Annotated in this window: 12 protein-coding genes; all 12 read right to left on the bottom strand. The window is 62.0% G+C overall.

Annotation, left to right across the window (positions count from 1 at the left end; translation table 11 throughout):
• Window positions 1–28: 28 nt before the first annotated feature.
• The 12 genes from recD to rppH all read right to left on the bottom strand — a co-directional run bounded on the left by recD (window position 29) and on the right by rppH (window position 18,513).
• The gene (gene recD, locus KB892_RS03305; protein WP_004188670.1) at window positions 29–1,873 is read right to left on the bottom strand and encodes an exodeoxyribonuclease V subunit alpha; all 1,845 of its coding nucleotides are present in this window, start codon (window positions 1,871–1,873) and stop codon (window positions 29–31) included.
• Window positions 1,870–5,406, bottom strand: a complete 3,537-nt coding sequence (gene recB, locus KB892_RS03300) for an exodeoxyribonuclease V subunit beta (protein ID WP_004151968.1) — start codon at window positions 5,404–5,406, stop codon at window positions 1,870–1,872. The genes recD and recB overlap by 4 nt, the downstream gene beginning before the upstream one ends.
• Window positions 5,403–8,288: a pitrilysin gene (gene ptrA / locus KB892_RS03295; RefSeq protein WP_002915886.1), complete on the bottom strand. Its 2,886-nt coding sequence runs from the start codon at window positions 8,286–8,288 to the stop codon at window positions 5,403–5,405. The genes recB and ptrA overlap by 4 nt, the downstream gene beginning before the upstream one ends.
• A gap of 120 nt (window positions 8,289–8,408) precedes the next feature.
• Window positions 8,409–11,786 carry an exodeoxyribonuclease V subunit gamma gene (recC, locus tag KB892_RS03290; protein WP_072353972.1) on the bottom strand — a complete coding sequence of 1,126 codons (3,378 nt, stop codon included), beginning with the start codon at window positions 11,784–11,786 and terminating at the stop codon, window positions 8,409–8,411.
• A 12-nt stretch (window positions 11,787–11,798) separates the two neighbouring features.
• A complete protein-coding gene (locus KB892_RS03285; protein WP_002915888.1) occupies window positions 11,799–12,122 on the bottom strand; it encodes a prepilin-type N-terminal cleavage/methylation domain-containing protein in 324 nt (107 codons plus the stop codon).
• Window positions 12,107–12,514, bottom strand: coding sequence for a DUF2509 family protein (locus KB892_RS03280; RefSeq protein WP_002915889.1), 408 nt, complete (start codon window positions 12,512–12,514; stop codon window positions 12,107–12,109). Before KB892_RS03280 ends, KB892_RS03285 begins: the two co-directional genes overlap by 16 nt.
• Complete coding sequence (locus tag KB892_RS03275; RefSeq protein ID WP_004143963.1) at window positions 12,511–13,068, bottom strand: prepilin peptidase-dependent protein; 558 nt, start codon at window positions 13,066–13,068, stop codon at window positions 12,511–12,513. The genes KB892_RS03280 and KB892_RS03275 overlap by 4 nt, the downstream gene beginning before the upstream one ends.
• Window positions 13,065–13,616 (bottom strand): prepilin peptidase-dependent protein, encoded by a 552-nt coding sequence (locus KB892_RS03270; protein WP_002915932.1) that lies wholly within the window; start codon window positions 13,614–13,616, stop codon window positions 13,065–13,067. Before KB892_RS03270 ends, KB892_RS03275 begins: the two co-directional genes overlap by 4 nt.
• A 185-nt stretch (window positions 13,617–13,801) precedes the next feature.
• Window positions 13,802–14,596: a thymidylate synthase gene (gene thyA, locus KB892_RS03265; protein WP_002915933.1), complete on the bottom strand. Its 795-nt coding sequence runs from the start codon at window positions 14,594–14,596 to the stop codon at window positions 13,802–13,804.
• A gap of 6 nt (window positions 14,597–14,602) precedes the next feature.
• The gene (lgt, locus tag KB892_RS03260; RefSeq protein ID WP_002915934.1) at window positions 14,603–15,478 is read right to left on the bottom strand and encodes a prolipoprotein diacylglyceryl transferase; all 876 of its coding nucleotides are present in this window, start codon (window positions 15,476–15,478) and stop codon (window positions 14,603–14,605) included.
• A gap of 245 nt (window positions 15,479–15,723) precedes the next feature.
• The gene (gene ptsP, locus KB892_RS03255) at window positions 15,724–17,970 is read right to left on the bottom strand and encodes a phosphoenolpyruvate--protein phosphotransferase (protein ID WP_062954963.1); all 2,247 of its coding nucleotides are present in this window, start codon (window positions 17,968–17,970) and stop codon (window positions 15,724–15,726) included.
• A gap of 12 nt (window positions 17,971–17,982) precedes the next feature.
• Entirely contained in the window at window positions 17,983–18,513 is a 531-nt protein-coding gene (gene rppH / locus KB892_RS03250; protein ID WP_002915936.1) for an RNA pyrophosphohydrolase, read from the bottom strand.
• Between the last annotated feature and the right edge of the window lie 296 nt (window positions 18,514–18,809).

Below are 18,809 nucleotides of genomic sequence, written 5' to 3'. Positions count from 1 at the left end.
GCATTTTCCATCGCCCGGACCCGGCGTCTCAGGGGGCTTCGCGCCCGGCGAAAATCTCCGCCAGGCCGCTGCGCCGTTCGGTGCGCGTCACAATGGCCTGGGAGAGCACCTGCTCGTCGGCATAGAGCGACAACCGCCGTTTCGCGCGGGTGATCGCCGTGTAGACCAGTTCGCGGGTCACCAGCGGGACGCTGCGCGCCGGCAGGATCAGCGCCGCGTGTTCGAACTCCGAGCCCTGCGATTTATGCACGGTCATCGCCCAGGCGGTATCATGCTCCGGCAGACGGCTCGGCTGCACCGACTTGATGGCGCCGTCGGGCATCAGGAACCACACCCGCAGCTCGCCGTTGCGCTCCAGGGCGATGCCGATATCGCCGTTAAACAGCCCCAGCGCGCTGTCGTTGCGCGATATCATGATCGGTCGGCCATCATACCAGCGAGAGTGGCGCGGCAGGGCGATCGCCCGCTGGCGGTTGAGCCGCTGCTCCAGCCGCTCATTGACGCCGCTCACGCCGTACGGCCCCTCGCGCAGCGCGCACAGCAGCTGGAATTCGCTGAAAGCGGCCAGCATGGCCTGCGGTTCGGCCCGCTCGCGGCGCAGCTGCAGGTAGCGCTCATAGCCCTGCTGAGCCGCGCCGAGCATGGCTTCGTACTCTTCGGTCGTGCTGAGGGGATGAAGCGCGATATCGTCAAACGGCTGGCGCAGCGTGGCCTTCACCTCCGCGCGCGCGCCAGCGTTCACCGCCCGCGCCAGGCTCCCGATGCCGGAGTGACTGCCGAAGCGATAGCTCTTTTGCAGCAGGCACAAACTGTCTCTCAGCGCGCCCGCGATAGCCCCCTCGCCCGCCGGCACCGGCGAACCGGTCAGCCGGGTCAGCTCCTGCGCCCGCGCGGCGGTATAGCCCGAACTCGCCCAGGCGCAGATATCCCCCAGCACCGCCCCCGCTTCTACGGAGGCCAGCTGGTCGCGATCGCCGAGGAAAATCACCCGCCCGTGGGCCGGCAGCGCGTCGATAAGCCGCGACATCATCGGCAGGTCGATCATCGAGGCTTCATCCACCACCAGCACGTCCAGATGCAGCGGGTTGCCGGCGTGATAGCGCATCCGCTGGCTGCCTGGCTGGGCGCCCAGCAGACGATGCAGCGTGCTGGCCTCGGTGGGAATCAACGCTTTCTGCGCGTCGGTCAGCGGCAATTTTCTCAGCGCCGCGCCCAGCGATTCGGTCAGACGCGCCGCCGCTTTCCCGGTTGGCGCCGCCAGGCGAATACGACAGCGCGGGCTGTCTTCGATCTGGATCAGCGCCGCCAGAAGCTTCGCCACGGTGGTGGTCTTCCCGGTCCCGGGACCGCCGGAGATCACTGAGATGCGGCGGGTCAGCGCCACCGCCGCGGCCACTTTTTGCCAGTCGGTTTCGCCGGTGGCAGGGAACAGGGCATTCAGGGTTGACGCCAGCCGGGCCTCATCCATCTCCAGCACCCGGTTGGCTTCATTGAAGAAGCGGGCGACGGTCAGCTCGTTGCGCCACATCCGATTCAGATAGAGCCGGTCGCCGCACAAAATCATCGGCGCCGGAGCATCGCCGCAGCTCACCGCCGACGAAGCGAGCAGTAGCCCGGGCCAGTCCTCCGGCGCGCCGGCTTCGGCCAGCAGCCGATCGCGGATCTCCCCCGCTTTACCGCTCAGCGCCTCGTCGCCGCTCAACCGCGAGAGCGGCAGACAGACGTGCCCCTCGCCGGCATCCCGGCTCAGCAAGGCCGCCGCCAGCTTGACCGCCGGCGGGTCGTTTTGCGCCACCATCAGGGCAAACTGGACGTCCAGCGGCCGCAGCAGACGCTGCTCCACCGCCGCCAGCAGTAGTTGTTCGAAAGTCATGAGGCCTCCTCCTGAGTTTCTCCGGCAAAAAGCTGATCCAGACCGTCAATCAGCGGTCGCACCGGCCGGGTGGTGAAGATCCCCTGCCCCCCCTCCTGCCCGTCCATGCCGCGCAGGAAAAGATAAATCACGCCGCCGAAGTGGCGGTCATAGTCATAATCGGCCAGCCGGTGGCGCAGATAGCGGTGCAGCGCCAGGCTATACAGCTGATACTGTAGATCGTAGCGGTGGGCACGCATCGCCTGCTCCATCGCCGGCCGGGTGTAGGCCTCGCGATCTTCCCCCAGCCAGTTGGATTTGTAATCCAGCAGGTAATAACGGCCTTCGTGACGGAAGACCAGATCGATAAAGCCCTTCAGCATGCCGCGCACCTGGCGGAAATCCAGCGGCGGCGTGTCGGCAGAGAGGGGATCGTACTGGCGGATAAGCGCGTCAAGGCGCTCCGCCGTCAGCAGCTGGGCGATGGGCAGGTAAAATGCCATCTCCACCTGTTTATCCCGCGCCGCAAGCTGATTGAGCGCGATATCCGGCCCCGGCAGGCGGGTCTTCAGCACGCCCCCCAGCCAGTCGGTCAGCACCGGCGCCCACTGCGCGTCAAACCCGCTCAGCTGCAGCTTCTCCGCCATCCACCCTTCCGGCACCGGCTGGGTGAAGTCCAGCTCCTCAAACAGGCTGTGCAGGAAGGTCCCCGGCGCGGCGCCGCGCGGGAACTGGTGCGGAGTCAGCTGCGGCTCTTCCACGACTTCGCCGACGCCGGCGGCATCAACATCCAGACGCGGCAGCAAATCCTGCCCGCCGCTGAAACCATGCTGCTGCAGTCCGGAGTAACTGGTCACCCGCCAGTCGTCGGCGATGCGGCGCTGCAGCTCGCGCGCCGACAATCGCGGGATGGTCGCCGCGGGCGCCTGCCACGGGGTGAGATCCAGTTCGCCCGGAATCTGTAATGCAATATCGCCATGACAGAAGTCCGCCAGCCGCGCAGCCAGCCCGGCGGCGTCCATGGCTTCGCCCGCCTGCAGCAGCCGTCCCAGCGCGCTGAGGTGGAAATCGCTGTTGCCGGATTTCCGGCTGCTGAGCGGCGCCACGCCGAGGCTGCAGTGCCAGACCGCGCGGGTCAGGGCCACGTACAGCAGGCGCAGATCTTCCGCCAGTCGTTCCGCCTCCGCCAGCTCGAGGCTGGCCTCATCCTGGCCCAGATCCAGCACCGCCGCGAACGTCTCGCGATCGTGGTAAAACGCCTGGTCCTGTTTACGAAACCGGGCGATAAACGGCAGCCAGACCAGGGGGTATTCCAGCCCTTTTGACTTGTGAATGGTGACAATTTGCACCAGGTGCTTATCGCTTTCGAGACGCATCTGCTGGCTGGCGGCGTTGCTGTCCGGCTCGGCGATATGCTGCGCCAGCCAGCGCACCAGGGCATGCTCGCTTTCCAGCTGGCTGGCCGCCTCCTGCAGCAGTTCGCTGATGTGCAGAATGTCGGTTAAGCGCCGCTCGCCGCCGCGTGTCGCCAGTAGATTCTCGGCTATATGTCGGGCTGTCATCAACGCCCGCAGCATCGGCATCACTCCGCGCTGCCGCCAAATCTGGCGGTATTCGCTAAACTCTTCCACCAGCGCGTCCCACGCCTGCTCATCCTGGTTCAGGTTTTCAATATCCAGCGCGGTCAGGCCAAACATCGACGTCGCCAGCGCGCTGCGCAGGGTATTTTCCCGCTCCGGGGCCAGCACCGCCTGCAATAGCCAGAGCAGCTCCTGGGCCTCAAGCGTCTCAAAAACGCTGTCGCGGTTGGAGAGGTAGACTGAGGGAATGCCCAGCGTCTGCAGCGCTTCACGCACCTGCGCCGCCTCCAGCCGGTTGCGCACCAGCACGGTAATATCCGAAGCCTGTACCGGGCGCGAGGTTTCCCCGCGCCACAGCAGCGCGCGCCCCCGCTGACCGGCGCTCAGCCAGTCGCGGATCTGCGTGGCGCAGAGCTGCGCCATAAAGGTCTGATAATCGCCAGACCCGACAGTGTCGCCGGGCATCAGCCAGACGTTCATCGCCGGTACGTCCGCCGCGTCAACGGTAAAGCGCAGCCCCTTGTTCTTCGCCGCCGCCTTCACCGGCAGGAACGGGATCTCGTGGAACATGAAGGGGTTATCGCTGAGGCTGAACAGCCGATTGACGCTGCCCACCATGCCCGGCGAGGAGCGCCAGTTGGTATCGAGGGTGTAGTGCGCGGCAACGTCGCCGCGCGCTTTCATATAGGTAAAGATATCGGCGCCGCGAAAGGCGTAGATGGCCTGCTTGGGATCGCCGATCAGCAGCAGAGCCGTCTCCGGCTGCCGGCGCCAGATGCGGCGAAAAATCCGGTACTGCTGAGGGTCGGTGTCCTGAAATTCATCGATCATCGCCACCGGAAAACGCTGGCGAATGGCGCTGGCCAGCGTCTCGCCGCTGTCGCCGCGCAGCGCCTCGTCAAGCCGGCTGAGCATATCGTCAAACCCCAGCTCGCCGCGGCGGCGCTTTTCGCGGGCGACCGCATCGCGGATCTCGACCATCGCTCTCGCCAGCACCAGATCGGTGAGCGTCAGCGAGGAGGCCAGCAACGACTCTACGGCGCTAAACAGGGGATGCACCGGCGGTTCGCCACCGGCTTTGGTGCGCTCGAGCAGAAACGACTGGGCAAATTTCTCCAGCGCGTCGGGCAGTTGGTAGCTTAACGTCTCTTCCTGCGCCCAGGCGTTCACTTTCTCCATCCACTTGCCCTGGTTGCCGCGATTAAACTTCCGCCGGTCAAGGCCGGAATTTTCCAGCACGCCTTCGATCTCGCCCACCTGCTCGCGCCACTGCTGCTTGAGCGAGTCAATGCGGGCGATGATCTGCTGATGGCGTTCGGCCAGCGTCTCGTTAGGGGCTGGCGGCGACTTAAGCTGCGGCGCTTCGCCCTGCAGCCAGCGGTCAAGGGACTTCAGCAGATCGCGCGGCCCTTTCCAGACGTCGTGGATCACCGCCGCGATATCGCGGGTCAGGGGATAGCAGTGGCGGCGCCAGAAATCGGCGCAGGCCTGATAGCGCAGGCGGGATTCATCCTCGATCAGCTGTTGCTCGAACAGCATGCCCGACTCGAAGGCGTTAAGGCTCAGCATCCGTTGGCAAAAGCCGTGGATGGTGAATACCGCCGCCTCGTCCATCTGCCGTTCAGCCAGCAGCAGCGTCTTCGCGGCGTCGTCTTTATCGGCGATCTCCGCCAACAACGCGCTGTAGAGCGGATTGTCGGATTCGCCGCGCAGGCAGGCGATGCGCAGTTCGTGGATGTTGCTGCGGATACGGCCGCGCAGCTCTTCGGTCGCCGCCTCGGTAAAGGTCACCACCAGCAGTTCTTCAACGCTGATGGCGCGGGGATAGGCGGCCTCACCGCCCAGCCCCAACAGCAGCCGCAGATACAGCGCGGCGATGGTAAAGGTTTTTCCGGTGCCCGCAGAGGCTTCTATCAGGCGCTCGCCGATCAGGGGCAAGCGCAGGGGATCCAAAGACTCAGCGGTGTCGGTCATTCATTCTCTCGCATCAGGGGTAAGGATTGCTGCAATGCGCTGACGTTTTCCCACACTTTGCCGCCTTTCGGCTGGGCATAGTCCGCTTTGCCATTCTGGCTACCGGAAATCTGGGACAAGATCGTCATGCCCTGCGGATCCACCACCGTCTGATGGAAGAAGTCGGCAAGTTTTTGCGGCGTCAGCAGTTTAATCTGAGCCACTACTTTATCACGTGAATCAAAACGCATATTACCGCGATCGAAATCTTTGCTCAGTTTCGAGGCTTCATCGCCCAGCGTCTGCGGCGCCTGCAGCATCTGGCTTATCACCGCCTGCTGGAGCTGAGCAAACTCTTCCGGCTTCATCGCCCGCAGCTTCGCCTCCGCGGTGGGGAAGAAGGCCTGGAACCGCTGCCAGAGGAAGGCCGGCTGCTTATCGCTACTCTGCAGCAGGAAGCCCATGCCCCACTGGCGCCCCACGTTCATCGGGAAGGCAAAGACCGCGTAGCCGAGCTGCTCTTCAGTACGCAGCTGGTTGTAGAACCACGGCTGAATGATCTGCCCCAGCAGGGTGCTGGCGGCGGTGCTACTGAACTCATCCACGTTGGGCGGCGCAAACACCGCGGCCAGCGCGGAGTCGGTGCTGTTGCCCGCTTTATTGAAGATCGCCAGCTGCTGCCGATTCACCACCACGTCTTTATTGCGGCACCATTCGTTGCCGTCAGCGCCCAGCTGCTGCTGGATCTGGCGGGCCAGCGTCGTGGCGGCATCGGCGGTCATATTGCCTATCACCATCAGTTCAGGACGCCCCCTGGTTTTCAGGTTGGCGCGGTAGTTGAGCACCTCTTTAAGGGTAATGGAGGGCAGCAGCGCCCGGCGCACTTCGCGCTGGAAGTACGGCACCTGCGAGACCATCTGGATCGGCATAATCGCCTGATCGTAGGCTTTGCCTTTCTCGGCGGAATCCATCATCTGCGCATACCAGGATTTGGCCTGCTCCAGCTGCTCCTCGGTCGGCGTATAGCTGAAGTATCCCTGCAACAGATCGCTGAACAGCGCCGGAAGATGCTGGGTATAGCCGTTGGCATTGACCATTAATCCGTTATTAGCGCCGGTAGAGAACGAAATGCCGCCGACCGCCGCCTGGTTACTGAGCTGGTCGAGGGCGATGCCGGCGAGATAATCGTTGAGGGCAAACATCACCTGCCGGCGAGCGCTGTCCATCGCCTGAGGGTTACGCAGCACCAGGGAGATGTCCGCCTTCGGCTCGCTGGCAAAATACTGGCTCGGGGCATACACCACCCGCAGCGTCGGTTCATCCAGGATCAGCTGCGGATGCGGCCAGGCTTTATCGCTTTTGATAAGGGTGAAGTCATCCGGAATATAGGGGTTGAGCGCCGGCAGCCGCAGCTGGATGGCCTGCGATTTGTGCTGCCAGTCAGCGAACGTCTGCTCGCTAATCTTATCCACCTGATACGGCGCATCGACAAAGTAGGCCGTCTTGTTATGCGGCTCCTGGGGGCTGATATACCAGATACGGGCGTTCTGCGGGGTCATCATCGCCAGCCGGTCTTTGATCGCCTGCGGGTCGTACTGGTCGGCAATATTCACCACGTCCAGCGCATGCTCGACCGGCACCCGGATCATGGTGTCCGCCAGCCATTCCACGTAGTCCATGTCGCGGTTGATCGACGGATAGCGGAAATCCAGCGCCAGCACATGCGCCAGTTCGTCGAAATAGCGTTTGTCGATGCCCTGAGTACGCAGGAGGTCGAGGTAGCTGAAAATGGCCGCCGTCACTTCATCGCGGTGCGCCAGGCCTTTGTCGGTGAGGGTGGCTGAGATCGCCAGTACGCCGCTGTTGCCGTTTACCACCGGATCGGAATCGGCGCGGATACCTTCCGCCAGACCCTGTTTTTGCAACCAGTCAGAGAGCGTGCCCGGGCTGCGGTTGCCGATAAGATAGGTGACCAGCTCATCGGTTTTGCTGCGGAAGCGATCGCTGTTGTTGTCGATGCGAAACTCGACGCGCAGCACTTTACGCGGCATCGCCGGCACATAGTGAATAATGATGCCTTTTTGCGCATCCGTGACCACCGGGACGGTAATTTCCGGCCTGCTGATCTGACGATTCGGCACGCGGCCAAAGGTGTCCGCAGCCATGCGCGCCAGCGCCGGCAACGGCTTGTTGCTGTAGATCACCGCTTTCATCAGATTGGCGGAGTACCAGCTATCGCGGAAGGTGTGCAGCGCATCAAGCACCGGGCTGCCGGGCTTATCGCTGAGCGTCTCGAGGTTGCCACCCGAGAAGTGGGCCGCCGGGTGAGCCGGGTTGATGGTCTCCGCGCTGACCTGGGCCATGCGCATCCCGTCTCGCGTCCGGGCCATCGTCAGCTCGGCGTTGACCGCGTTACGTTCGCGGTCGGCATATTTTTTATCCAGCAGCGGCGCGGCGATGGCGTCGGCCAGGCGATCTACGGCCCCGTCCAGCGCATCATTTTCCACTTCAAGATAAAACGCGGTGCGGTAGGGCGCGGTACTGGCGTTATGGCTGCCGCCGTGCAGCTTAAGAAACTCTGCAAGGCTGTCAGGCTGGGGATATTTTTGCGACCCCATCAGCGTCATATGTTCCAGAAAATGCGCCAGCCCCTGATGATCTGCCGGATCCTGCAGGGATCCCACCGGCACCACCAGCGCCGACAGCGATTTCACCGCCTGCGGATCGGAAACCAGCAGCACGACCATGTCGTTATCAAGGCGGATCGCCTGATACTGACGCGTATCTTTTTCGCTTTTGCGGATCGTCTCCTGAATCGGCTGCCATCCGGTGTCGGCCTGACTAAACGGCGCCCAGAGGGCGGCCAGCACAACAAAAACCTTGAACCATAAACTGCGGGGCATTCACGAACCTCATCATTAACAAACTTGCGCTGCACAGCGTGCAGCCTTTTATGTCCATCAGTCCGTGATACGTTGCGCATATTAAATGAACCGTCATTCACTGCGCAATTTTTATACTATTTAAATTTGTGTGGACCGATGGTAACGATATAGCGGTAACAGATAACGCTGCGTCTGGGCAATGATTTCTTCGTAATGCGCCGGCTCCAGCGAACGCCACAGGCGTTGATACCAGATATCGGCGCCCTCCCCGCTGACCACCATGTTCCCTTCGTAGGTCTGCAGGAATTTGCTCCGCGCTTTCTGCTGCGTCTCTTCGTCCATTAAGATGACATCCTTTTCGGCGTCGTAACAGGCTTTCAGCCAGGCGCCACCGCTTTCCGGCAGCAGCAGCAGCGGCTGCGACATCCCCAGCAAATAGCCATCCACCAGCTCGTTAAGGTACGCCTGCGCCTCGGCGGGCGCCAGCGCCGGAAAGCGCCACTCTCCCTCTTTCCGCACAAACAGCCGGCTCTCGCCGGTGCCGCCGCTGGAGCAGTAGACAAGGTGTTCCAGCCAAAGTTGCATCCCCTGGGAGACGCTCAGCAGCGAAGGCCGCCAGCGCAGCAGACCGTCCGGCTGCACCTGCTGCAGCCAGCCGGTCAGGTTCACGCCGCCGCACTGCAGATCGATCTCCATGCTCTGCGCCTGCTGGTGCTCGGCCATCACCCGCTCGGCCAGCGCCTGCATCTCCAGGCGCTGCGTCTCCCAGACCAGCTCGCCAAAGGCGCCATACGGCAGCTCGCCGGCGGCGCGAAAGCGGCGGAACATAGCCGAGACGTCCTGCTCCTCAATAAGCGTATTGAGCAGTTGCTGATTCAGTTGATAACGGCTCAGCCCTTCAAGAGTGAACGGCTCGTCGTCTGGAATATCGTCCTCTTCGGCGCGGAAATTGACCCGCAAACGCTGCTGAAAGAACGCGCGTACCGGGTGCTGCCAGAAGCGCAGAAGCTGATCGAACGGCAGGCTGTCAATCGGCGGCGCGGTGAGCGGCTGTATAAAATCGCTATGCGCCTCTCCCTGCTGGCCGGCGGCCGCCAGCCATTCACGAGCGTAGCTCTTGTTCTCGTCTTCCTGGAAATTGGCAACGTCGAACGGCATGCGCGTATGCAGATGGGTGATATGGGCTTTAACCCGCGCTTCGCTGGCGTCGCAGTCAAGCTCTTCGTCACCGGCGAGACAGTGGCTCTGGCCGATATAATCCACCAGCTCCTGCACCAGCACCGAAGGAAAACGCTCGCTGTTGTCCTGGATCGAACGGCCGATATAGCTGATATACAGCGTCTGCTCGGCGGACATCAGCGCTTCGAGGAACAGATAGCGGTCATCATCGCGCCGGCTGCGGTCGCCGCGCTGCGGCTTCTGGCTCATTAAATCAAAGCCCAGCGGCGGTAGCGTGCGCGGATAAACCCCGTCATTCATCCCCAGCAGGCACACCACCTTAAAGGGGATCGAACGCATCGGCATCAGGGTACAGATATTGACCGGGCCGGCAAGAAAGCGCTGGCTGATCCGCTGCTGATCGAGGCGCTGGGCCAGCTCATCGCGCAGCAGCGTCAGCGGCACCTGCTCGCCATACTGCGCCTCCAGACCGCTATCAATAACCGCCAGCCACTGCTGCTCAATCAGCGCCAGCGCCGCTTCGGTCTCACTGTCCGGCAGGAAAAAGTCATTCAGCAGATCGCGACAGACCGGCAGCCACTCCGCCAGCGGCCGCTGCTGGGCCAGGCCGCGTCGCCACAGATTAAGCTGCATCAGCAGCGACGCGAGGTTGCCCACCAGCTCGGCGATCAAACCGCTGGATTCGTCATACGGCAGCACCGACTGCCATTCTCCCTCGCGGCTGTCCATCGCGTAGCCCAACAGCATGCGGGTGAGGCCGAACCGCCAGGTATGCTGCCCGGTCGCCGGCAGGTCCAGCTCACGGACGTTGTCGTCATCCATTCCCCAGCGGACGCCGGACTCGTTCACCCACTGGCGCAGGTAGCGCAGCCCTTCTTCCGTGATATTAAAGCGCGCCGCCAGCACCGGGACGTCCAGCAGCGCCAGCACATCTTCACTGGCGAAGCGGCTGTCCGGCAGTGAGAGCAGCGTAATAAACGCCTGCAGCACCGGGTGCGACTCTCGGGCGCGACGGTCGGAGATCGCCCACGGCAGCCAGCGATCGCCGCTGGCGGCGCCAAACACCGCCTGTATATAGGGGCTGTAGCTGTCGATATCCGCCACCATGACGATGATATCCCGCGGCGTGAGCGTCGGATCCGCCTCCAGCATCGCCAGTAGCCTATCGTGCAGAACCTCCACTTCGCGCTGCGGACTGTGGCAGACGTGAATGCTCAGACTGCGGTCATCCAGCGTCAGCGGACGTTTGTCGCGACTGTGGGCGAATGCCTCTGCGCTCTGCCCGGCCACCGCCGCGTTGCGTAGTTCAAGGATATCCGACTGCAGGTTATGCAACAGGTTATCGGGGGCGATGTCGACAAAAGCGTCCAGCTCCTCATAGCGCTCCAGCCCCGCCAGCAGGTAGATATAGTCGCGCCCCAGTTTCCCCCAGGAGGCGAGCAACGGGTTGCCGACATCCTGTTCCCCGGCGTCATTAAACAACCCCGGCGCCTGCTCGGTGTCGCGAAACAGGGGTAGCGCGCGCGCCTCGCGGTGATGGCGCCGCTGGCGCGACAGCAGCTTCGCCAGGAACGCCGGATCCTTAATGTCTCCCCAGTAGTAGCGGCAGGGGTTGGTAAACAATACGTAGACATCGACATGCTTACCCAGCGCCTGCAGCGCCTGAAGATAGACCGGCGGCAGCGCGGAAATCCCGCAGATGAAGACGCGCGACGGCAGCCCGGCGGGCGGTTCGTCCGCTTTTTCCAGGGTACTGATAAAGCGCTGGTAGAGATTGGCGCGGTGCCACTGCGGCTGCCCCAGCTCGGCGGTGTAGCTCACCAGCGCCTGCCACAGCGGCGCCTGCCACTGCTGGGCATCGCCGAGACCTTCCACCCGCTGGCCGGCCTCCCAGCGCATCAGCCACTCCGGGCGATAGACGAGGTACTGGTCATAGAGGTCCGCCACCCGGGCGGCCAGCTGAAACAGCTTGCGCTTGTCGCCGTCATCACTCAGATACTGGCGCAGCAGGATAAAATCGTCTTCCTCCAGGTGCTGCGGCAGGAGGGTCATCAGCTTCCAGCTCATGCTCTGCTTGCTGAAGGCGCTTTCGCCCGGAATATCTTTCAGGACGCGCACGAACATATCCCAGATAAAGCTCGCCGGCAGCGGGAACTCGATATTGGCGGCAATCCCAAAGCGCGCGGCCAGGGTCATCTGCAGCCACTGCGCCATGCCGGTACTCTGCACCAGCACCATTTCGGCCTGAAAAGGGTCATCCAGCCGCTGGCGCTCGACGATAAACTCCATCAACGCCTCGAGAACATCCAGCCGGTTTGAGTGGTATACCCTTAACATAATTGCTCCTGACTACTGGCTGACCGGGCAATGCAGCCGGGTCATCTGCACCCGCTTTGCAACGGGTCTACTGATCGTTACCGTGATGCTGACACATCTTTGCCTCGATGTCTGCATACGGCTTACCTGCCCGCGTGCCGGCGACGGCGGCGCGGAGAGCTGGCTATAGCGCCACGCGTCGCGCCACAGTTGACGGGTCTGGTTCAACTGGACAATTCCTTGCGCCATTCCGCGCTGATAGCCGCCCAGCGCGGTGACCGTCAGCACCATCAGCGCCATCGCCAGCACGGTCTCCGGCAGGCTAAACCCCCGCTGACGCTTCAGGGCATTTGACATAAGCTCGCCTCTCTGAGCGGGCAAAAATCGCTCCAGCCGTGGGCGGAAAAACGCACCTGCCCGCCGCGCACCTCGCCGGACTGCCAGACCTGCACCTCGCCGCTGGCGCTGCTGAGCACCAGTGAACCGTCGCCGAAGATACGCAGACAGGCGCGCCAGCCCTGCGGCGCCTGCTCCCGGCAGGCCAGCGCCACCTGCGCCGACCAGACCTGCTGTTTTCCCCACTGCAGCGCGGAATGGGCTATCGCCGTATCGCGGATCGCCTGCGTTTCGCTGGCGGTTTGCGCCAGCAGCACCCGCTGCTGCAGGTTAAGCCCCTCGAGTAACAGGCTGCCGAGGGTCAGCAACAGGAGCACCATCAGCAGCGACGACATTCCACGCTGGCGGATCACAGGTTATACCCCGTCACCCGCTGCTCAACCTCGCTCGTCAGGCCCGTCTGTTGCGCGGAGCGCGCCGCCAGCGTCACGCTCAGCTCCGGCGCGAAGCCCGGGGTGACCTGACGTTGTACCGAGAAGCGCGTCACCACGATGGCGGCCGGGTTGGTGATTTTCTCCCATCCGCCGCCGCGGCAGTCGCTGGCCCCGCGCAGGGTCTCCAGCGCGCCGTCGCGCAGGCGAAAGCCGGTGCTCTCCGCCGCTGCCGCGGGGGAAGTTTCCCATCTCCCGTTGCTGTTCGCATCCCAGCGCACAATCAGACACTCCCCGCCAGCGGCTAGCTCCAGCCCGGCTCCGCCGCACGCTCCCCGGCAGTACCCGGCGCGCTGCAGATGTTTTCCCACGGCATGCACACGCTGCCACAGCTCGTTCTCCAGGGCCAGCTGTTCGCCCTGGCGCAGAATATGACGCTGCAGGGCAGGCAGAAAGCGGCAGGCCCCCATCAGCAGCAGCGAGCCAATGGCCATGGCGATAAGCGCCTCCGCCAGGGAAAATCCGCGGCGGCTCACTGACACCCTCCTGCGCTGTCGCTGCGGCATAAACGAATCCGCCCCCAGTGTGAGATCACAATGCTCCAGCTGCCGGCCGCGCTCTGCAGCCGCAGATTCCCCGCCCAGGCGGTGCTGCGCAGACCATAAAACCCCAGACCAGGCGTAACGCCAGCCAGAGTGATCCCCGGCCAGCGCGGGCGCAGCGTGAAGGATGTCCCCGAGGCGCAGTCAGGCCCCTCCCCCTCCGCGCTCAGGCACCAGCCCACTTCGTCCTGGCCGACGCGAAGCACGCGGTCCCGGTTGTAGGCGTTGGCGTCATCGCGCAGAAAGAGCAGAAAATCCCGCACCTGGACGGCGGTTTGCCACAGTCGTTGCTGCTGCTGCCAGCGCTGCCAGCCGTACAGGCCGCCGACGCTGAGGATCATCATCAGTGTCAGCGTTACCAGGGTTTCCATCAGGGTGTAGCCATGTTCTCTGTTCATGGCGTCGAGTATGCCGCGGCGATTGGCTCTGGCGCGACGACGGAAAATAGCTTTCCCGGCCAGATACGCAAAAAAGCTTTGCATACTCGACAGAAGGACATTTTTTTGCGAGCGTCTACCCAACTTCGCCCACCGCAACCACCTGTGGCCTGGGGGGCAGGAGAAAACAACCTTCTCCCGGTGGTAACGGAAAGCGCTCCCATCGGGTGGTGCGAAGGGCATAAAAAAACCGGCGCCATCGGGCGCCGGTTAGTCAACTCTGCTGGGGGTTAAATCGCCACCGGCGCTTTAATGCCCGGGTGCGGATCGTAACCTTCAATCTCGAAGTCTTCAAAGCGGTAGTCGAAGATCGACGCCGGCTTGCGTTTGATGACCAGCTTCGGCAGCGGACGCGGTTCGCGGCTTAGCTGCAGGTTGGTCTGCTCAAGATGGTTGCTGTACAGATGGGTGTCTCCGCCGGTCCAGACGAAATCACCGACCTGCAGATCGCACTGCTGCGCCACCATATGCACCAGCAGCGCATAGCTGGCGATATTGAACGGCAGGCCGAGGAACACATCGCAGGAACGCTGATACAGCTGGCAGGAGAGCTTGCCGTCGGCGACGTAGAACTGGAAGAAGGCGTGGCACGGCGCCAGCGCCATTTTATCCAGCTCGCCGACGTTCCATGCCGAGACGATGATCCGGCGGGAGTCCGGGTCGTTTTTCAGCTGGTTCATCACCGTGCTGATCTGGTCGATATGGCGGCCGTCCGGCGCAGGCCAGGAACGCCACTGTTTGCCGTAGACCGGCCCCAGGTCGCCATTCTCATCCGCCCACTCGTCCCAGATGGTGACGTTGTTCTCGTGCAGATAGGCGATGTTGGTGTCGCCCTGCAGGAACCACAGCAGTTCATGGATGATGGAGCGTAAATGACAGCGCTTGGTGGTCACCAGCGGGAAGCCTTCCTGCAGGTTAAAACGCATCTGATGGCCGAAAATGGAGATCGTGCCAGTGCCGGTGCGGTCATTTTTTGGCGTGCCCTCGGTGAGCACTTTCTGCATCAAATCAAGATACTGTTTCATGGTTCCTCAAGAATTCTGTTGCTGCGGACGGTGGCGGTAAGCCCAAACCATCATAATGATACCCGCAAGCACCATCGGGATCGAAAGAATCTGCCCCATGCTGATGTACTGCACCCAGCCGCCGGTGAACTGGGCGTCGGGCTGGCGGAAGAATTCCACGATGATGCGGAACAGGCCGTAGCCAATCAGGAACAGACCGGAAACGGAGCCGGTAGGGCGCGGTTTACGGATAAACAGGTTGAGGATCAGGAACAGTACCACGCCTTCCAGCGCCAGCTCGTACAGCTGCGACGCGTGACGCGGCAGCGCGCCGTAGGTATCGAACAGCGATTGCCATTCCGGATGCGTCGGCAGCAGCGCCAGGTCTTCGGCACGGGAGCCCGGGAAAATCATCGTGTAGTGGAAGCTCGGGTCTACGCGGCCCCACAGCTCGCCGTTGATAAAGTTGCCCAGACGCCCGGCGCCAAGACCAAACGGGATCAGCGGCGCGATAAAATCGGAGACCTGGAAGAAGGTGCGTTTGGTGCGTCTGGCGAAGATAATCATCACCAGGATCACGCCGATCAGGCCGCCGTGGAACGACATGCCGCCGTCCCAGACGCGGAACAGATACAGCGGATCGGCAAGAAATACCGGCAGGTTGTAAAACAGCACGTAGCCGATACGGCCGCCCAGGAAGACGCCGAGGAAGCCCGCGTAGAGCAGGTTTTCCACTTCATTTTTCGTCCAGCCGCTGCCCGGACGATTCGCCCGACGGGTGGCCAGCCACATCGCAAAGACAAAGCCCACCAGGTACATCAAACCGTACCAGTGGAGGGAGACCGGGCCTAGAGAAAAAATGACCGGATCGAACTCCGGAAAATGCAGGTAGCCACTATTCATCTGTCACCATAAAGACTTGTTATTCCGCCGAAAGTGGACAGCGGTGATGATCCATACCCGAACAAAACGGGCACGCCGAAGGAGGCGAATCATAGCATAAGCCACAAGAGCGATCCGCGCCGAACGTGTAAAAGATATGTATACGGATGCTAACAGAATGCCGTTTCCCCGGCGGTCCCCTACTTTGCCGGAGGGTGCGAGCAGAGGATCCCCGGGTTACGGCTTACGCCTCACCCGGGCTGGCGCTACCGCCCGCCGCGGATCAGGCCGCCGAGACCGCGACGCTCCATAAAGGCCGCCACCTGATGGCGCACCTCGGCGGTCATCTGCGCATCGAGGCTGCGACGCGACAGCTCCTGCGCCTCTTCGATATCAATGCGGCGCAGCAGATACTTCACCCTCGCCACCGAGCGGCCGTTCATCGACAGATGGCGGTAACCGAGGCCGATAAGGATCGTCACGCACATCGGGTCGCCCGCCATCTCGCCGCACAGGCGCAGATCGATGCCAAAGCGCTCCGCGTCATGGGCGATCATCGCCAGCGCACGCAATACCGCAGGATGCAGGCTGTCATACATGCTGGCGACCCGGGTATTGTTGCGGTCGACGGCCAGCAGGTACTGGGTCAGGTCGTTCGTCCCTACCGAGATAAAATCGATCCGGCTGGCCAGCTGCGGCAGCATAAAGACCATCGACGGGACCTCCAGCATCACCCCCAGGCGCGGACGTGGGATGGCGTAGCCGATCATCTCTTCCACTTCCCGGCTGGCGCGATCGATCAGCCGACGGGCCTCATCCACCTCCTCCAGACTGGTCACCATCGGCAGCAAAATGCTGAGGTTGCCGGTGGCGGCGTTGGCGCGCAGCATCGCCCGCACCTGGATCAAAAAGATCTCCGGCTGATCGAGGGTGATGCGGATCCCGCGCCAGCCGAGGCACGGGTTCTCTTCGCTGATCGGCATATACGGCAGCTGTTTATCCGCGCCGATGTCCAGGGTACGCAGGGTCACCGGTTTGCTGTTAAACATCTGCAGCATGCCCTGATACTGGGCGACCTGCTCCTCTTCTGAGGGGAAGCCGCTCTGCAGCATAAAGGGAATTTCGGTGCGGTAGAGGCCAATGCCGTCAACAAAGCTGCCGAGCTTCTCTTCGTGCTCCGGGCTTAAGCCGGCGTTGAGCATGACTTTCACCCGCTCGCCGCTTTTCAGCTCCGACGCGCGCTGGAGATCGTCCTCCGCCAGGCGGCTGAGTTCGTTCTCTTCGCTGATAAGGCGCTGATACTCCTGCAACAGGACAGGTTCAGGATCCACCAGCAGTTCACCGCGATAGCCATCGACAATCAGCGTATGGCCATGCAGCAGCGAGGGCTGAATATCGGCGCCCATCACCGTTGGGATGCCGAGGGCCCGCACCATAATAGCGGCATGGGAGTTGGCGGCGCCATCGCGCACCACCACGCCGGCCAGGCGATCCTGCGACACTTCGGCGAGGGTGGTGGCCGACAGCTCGTCCGCCACGAGGATAATGCGCGCCGGCCAGGTGTTGGGCCCCTGAATACTGTCGTCGAGATGGAACAGCAGACGCTGGCCCAGGGTACGCAGATCGCCGGCCCGCTCTTTCAAATAGCCGTCGCTCAGCGCGGCAAACTGTTCGGCGAACTTCTCAATGATCTTTTTGACGGCCCACTCGGCGACGGCGCCTTTGTCAACTTCGGCAAACAGCTCGCGACGCAGGCGGGCGTCAGAGAGCAGGTGCGAGTAGAGATCGAAGATCGCCGCCGTCTCTTTTTGCGCCCCGGCAGCGTAGCGTTTGCTGTAGCGACGAAACTCGTTGGCCGCCTCTTCCAGCGCACCGGTCAGGCGTTCGCGTTCCGAGGCGGTGTCCAGCGTCGAGGCTTCATACACCTGCTCCATCAGCGGCAGGCTGACGTCCATCCAGCCCTCGGCGATCGCCACCCCGGAAGAGGCCGGCAGAGCGCGAATGCGCGTTTGACGATACTGGCCGAACAGGGCGTTCAGCTGGGACTGGGAGAGGATCGCCGCCATCTGGGTGGCGAGGGTGACGAGGAAAGACTCTTCGCTTTCATCAAACTGACGCAGCTCGCGCTGCTGGACCACCAGCACGCCCAGCAGCTGGCGGCGCTGAATGATCGGCACGCCAAGGAAGGCGCGGAAGCGGTCCTCTTTGACGGCGGGGATATATTTGAAGCTGGGGTGTTTTTGCGCATCGGCGAGGTTGATGGGTTCCGCCAGGCGGCCAACCAGCCCCACCAGGCCTTCATCGAACGCCAGCGCAACGGTGCGCCCGCGAGGTTTTTTTAACCCGCGGGTGGCCATCAGGTAATAGCAGCGTCGGTCATTGTCAGCCAGGTAAACCGAGCAGACTTCCGTCTCCATCGCCTGGCAGACATCCGTCACCAGAATATCCAGCGCCTCGTTTAAACGCGGCGCGCTCGCGACCTTCTCGACTATTTCTCGCAACCGAGTGAGCATAATGTGCGTGGCTTAACCTCTTTTACGTCGATAAGCAGGCGCGTTTTGCGGCTTAGGTGCGCTCTCCGCCAGCGACATGGTCACGCTGGCGAACTCTTTCATCACCCGGCGGTAGACGTCGCGCTTAAACGACACCACCTGGCGAACCGGGTACCAGTAACTCACCCAGCGCCAACCATCAAATTCAGGTGTACTGCTGGTTTGCATATTGATGTCCGCATCATTGCCGATCAACTGCAAAAGAAACCACTTTTGTTTCTGGCCGATACAAACCGGCTTTGTGTCCCAACGCACCAAACGTTTAGGCAACTTGTAACGCAGCCAGTTACGGGTTGAGGCCAGGATCCGCACATCTTTACGGCTTAACCCGACCTCTTCAAACAATTCCCGATACATCGCCTGCTCTGCGGATTCTCCTGGATTAATGCCCCCTTGCGGGAACTGCCACGAGTGCTGACCATAGCGCCGGGCCCACATCACCTGGCCCTGACGATTACAGATTACAATACCGACATTTGGGCGGTAGCCATCGTCATCAATCACCGGACTACCTCAAGATAAGCTTCAATGTGAATGATTGTTTCACACTCGCCGGAAACGGTAAACCACTCTGTTCGCACACTGAGAACGGATAACATTTGAATAACTCACAGTAATTGCCAGAGTTATAAACAATGAAAGCGCGTGACAGCCGATTTTATTCACTTTTTCTGTGGATAGAGTTGTGAAGAAGTACGGAATTAACCCGGGAAAACCCAGAGTAATCCGAACATCGCATCGCTAGCATCTGAAAATAATAGTATCATATTCATAAAGTTAGAATATATTCCTTTCACACA

It is taken from the genome of Klebsiella sp. P1927 (assembly GCF_018204675.1).
GTDB lineage: Bacteria > Pseudomonadota > Gammaproteobacteria > Enterobacterales > Enterobacteriaceae > Klebsiella > Klebsiella pneumoniae.
Note: the sequence above shows the minus strand (reverse complement) of the source record. Positions and strands in the feature narration are given on the sequence as shown.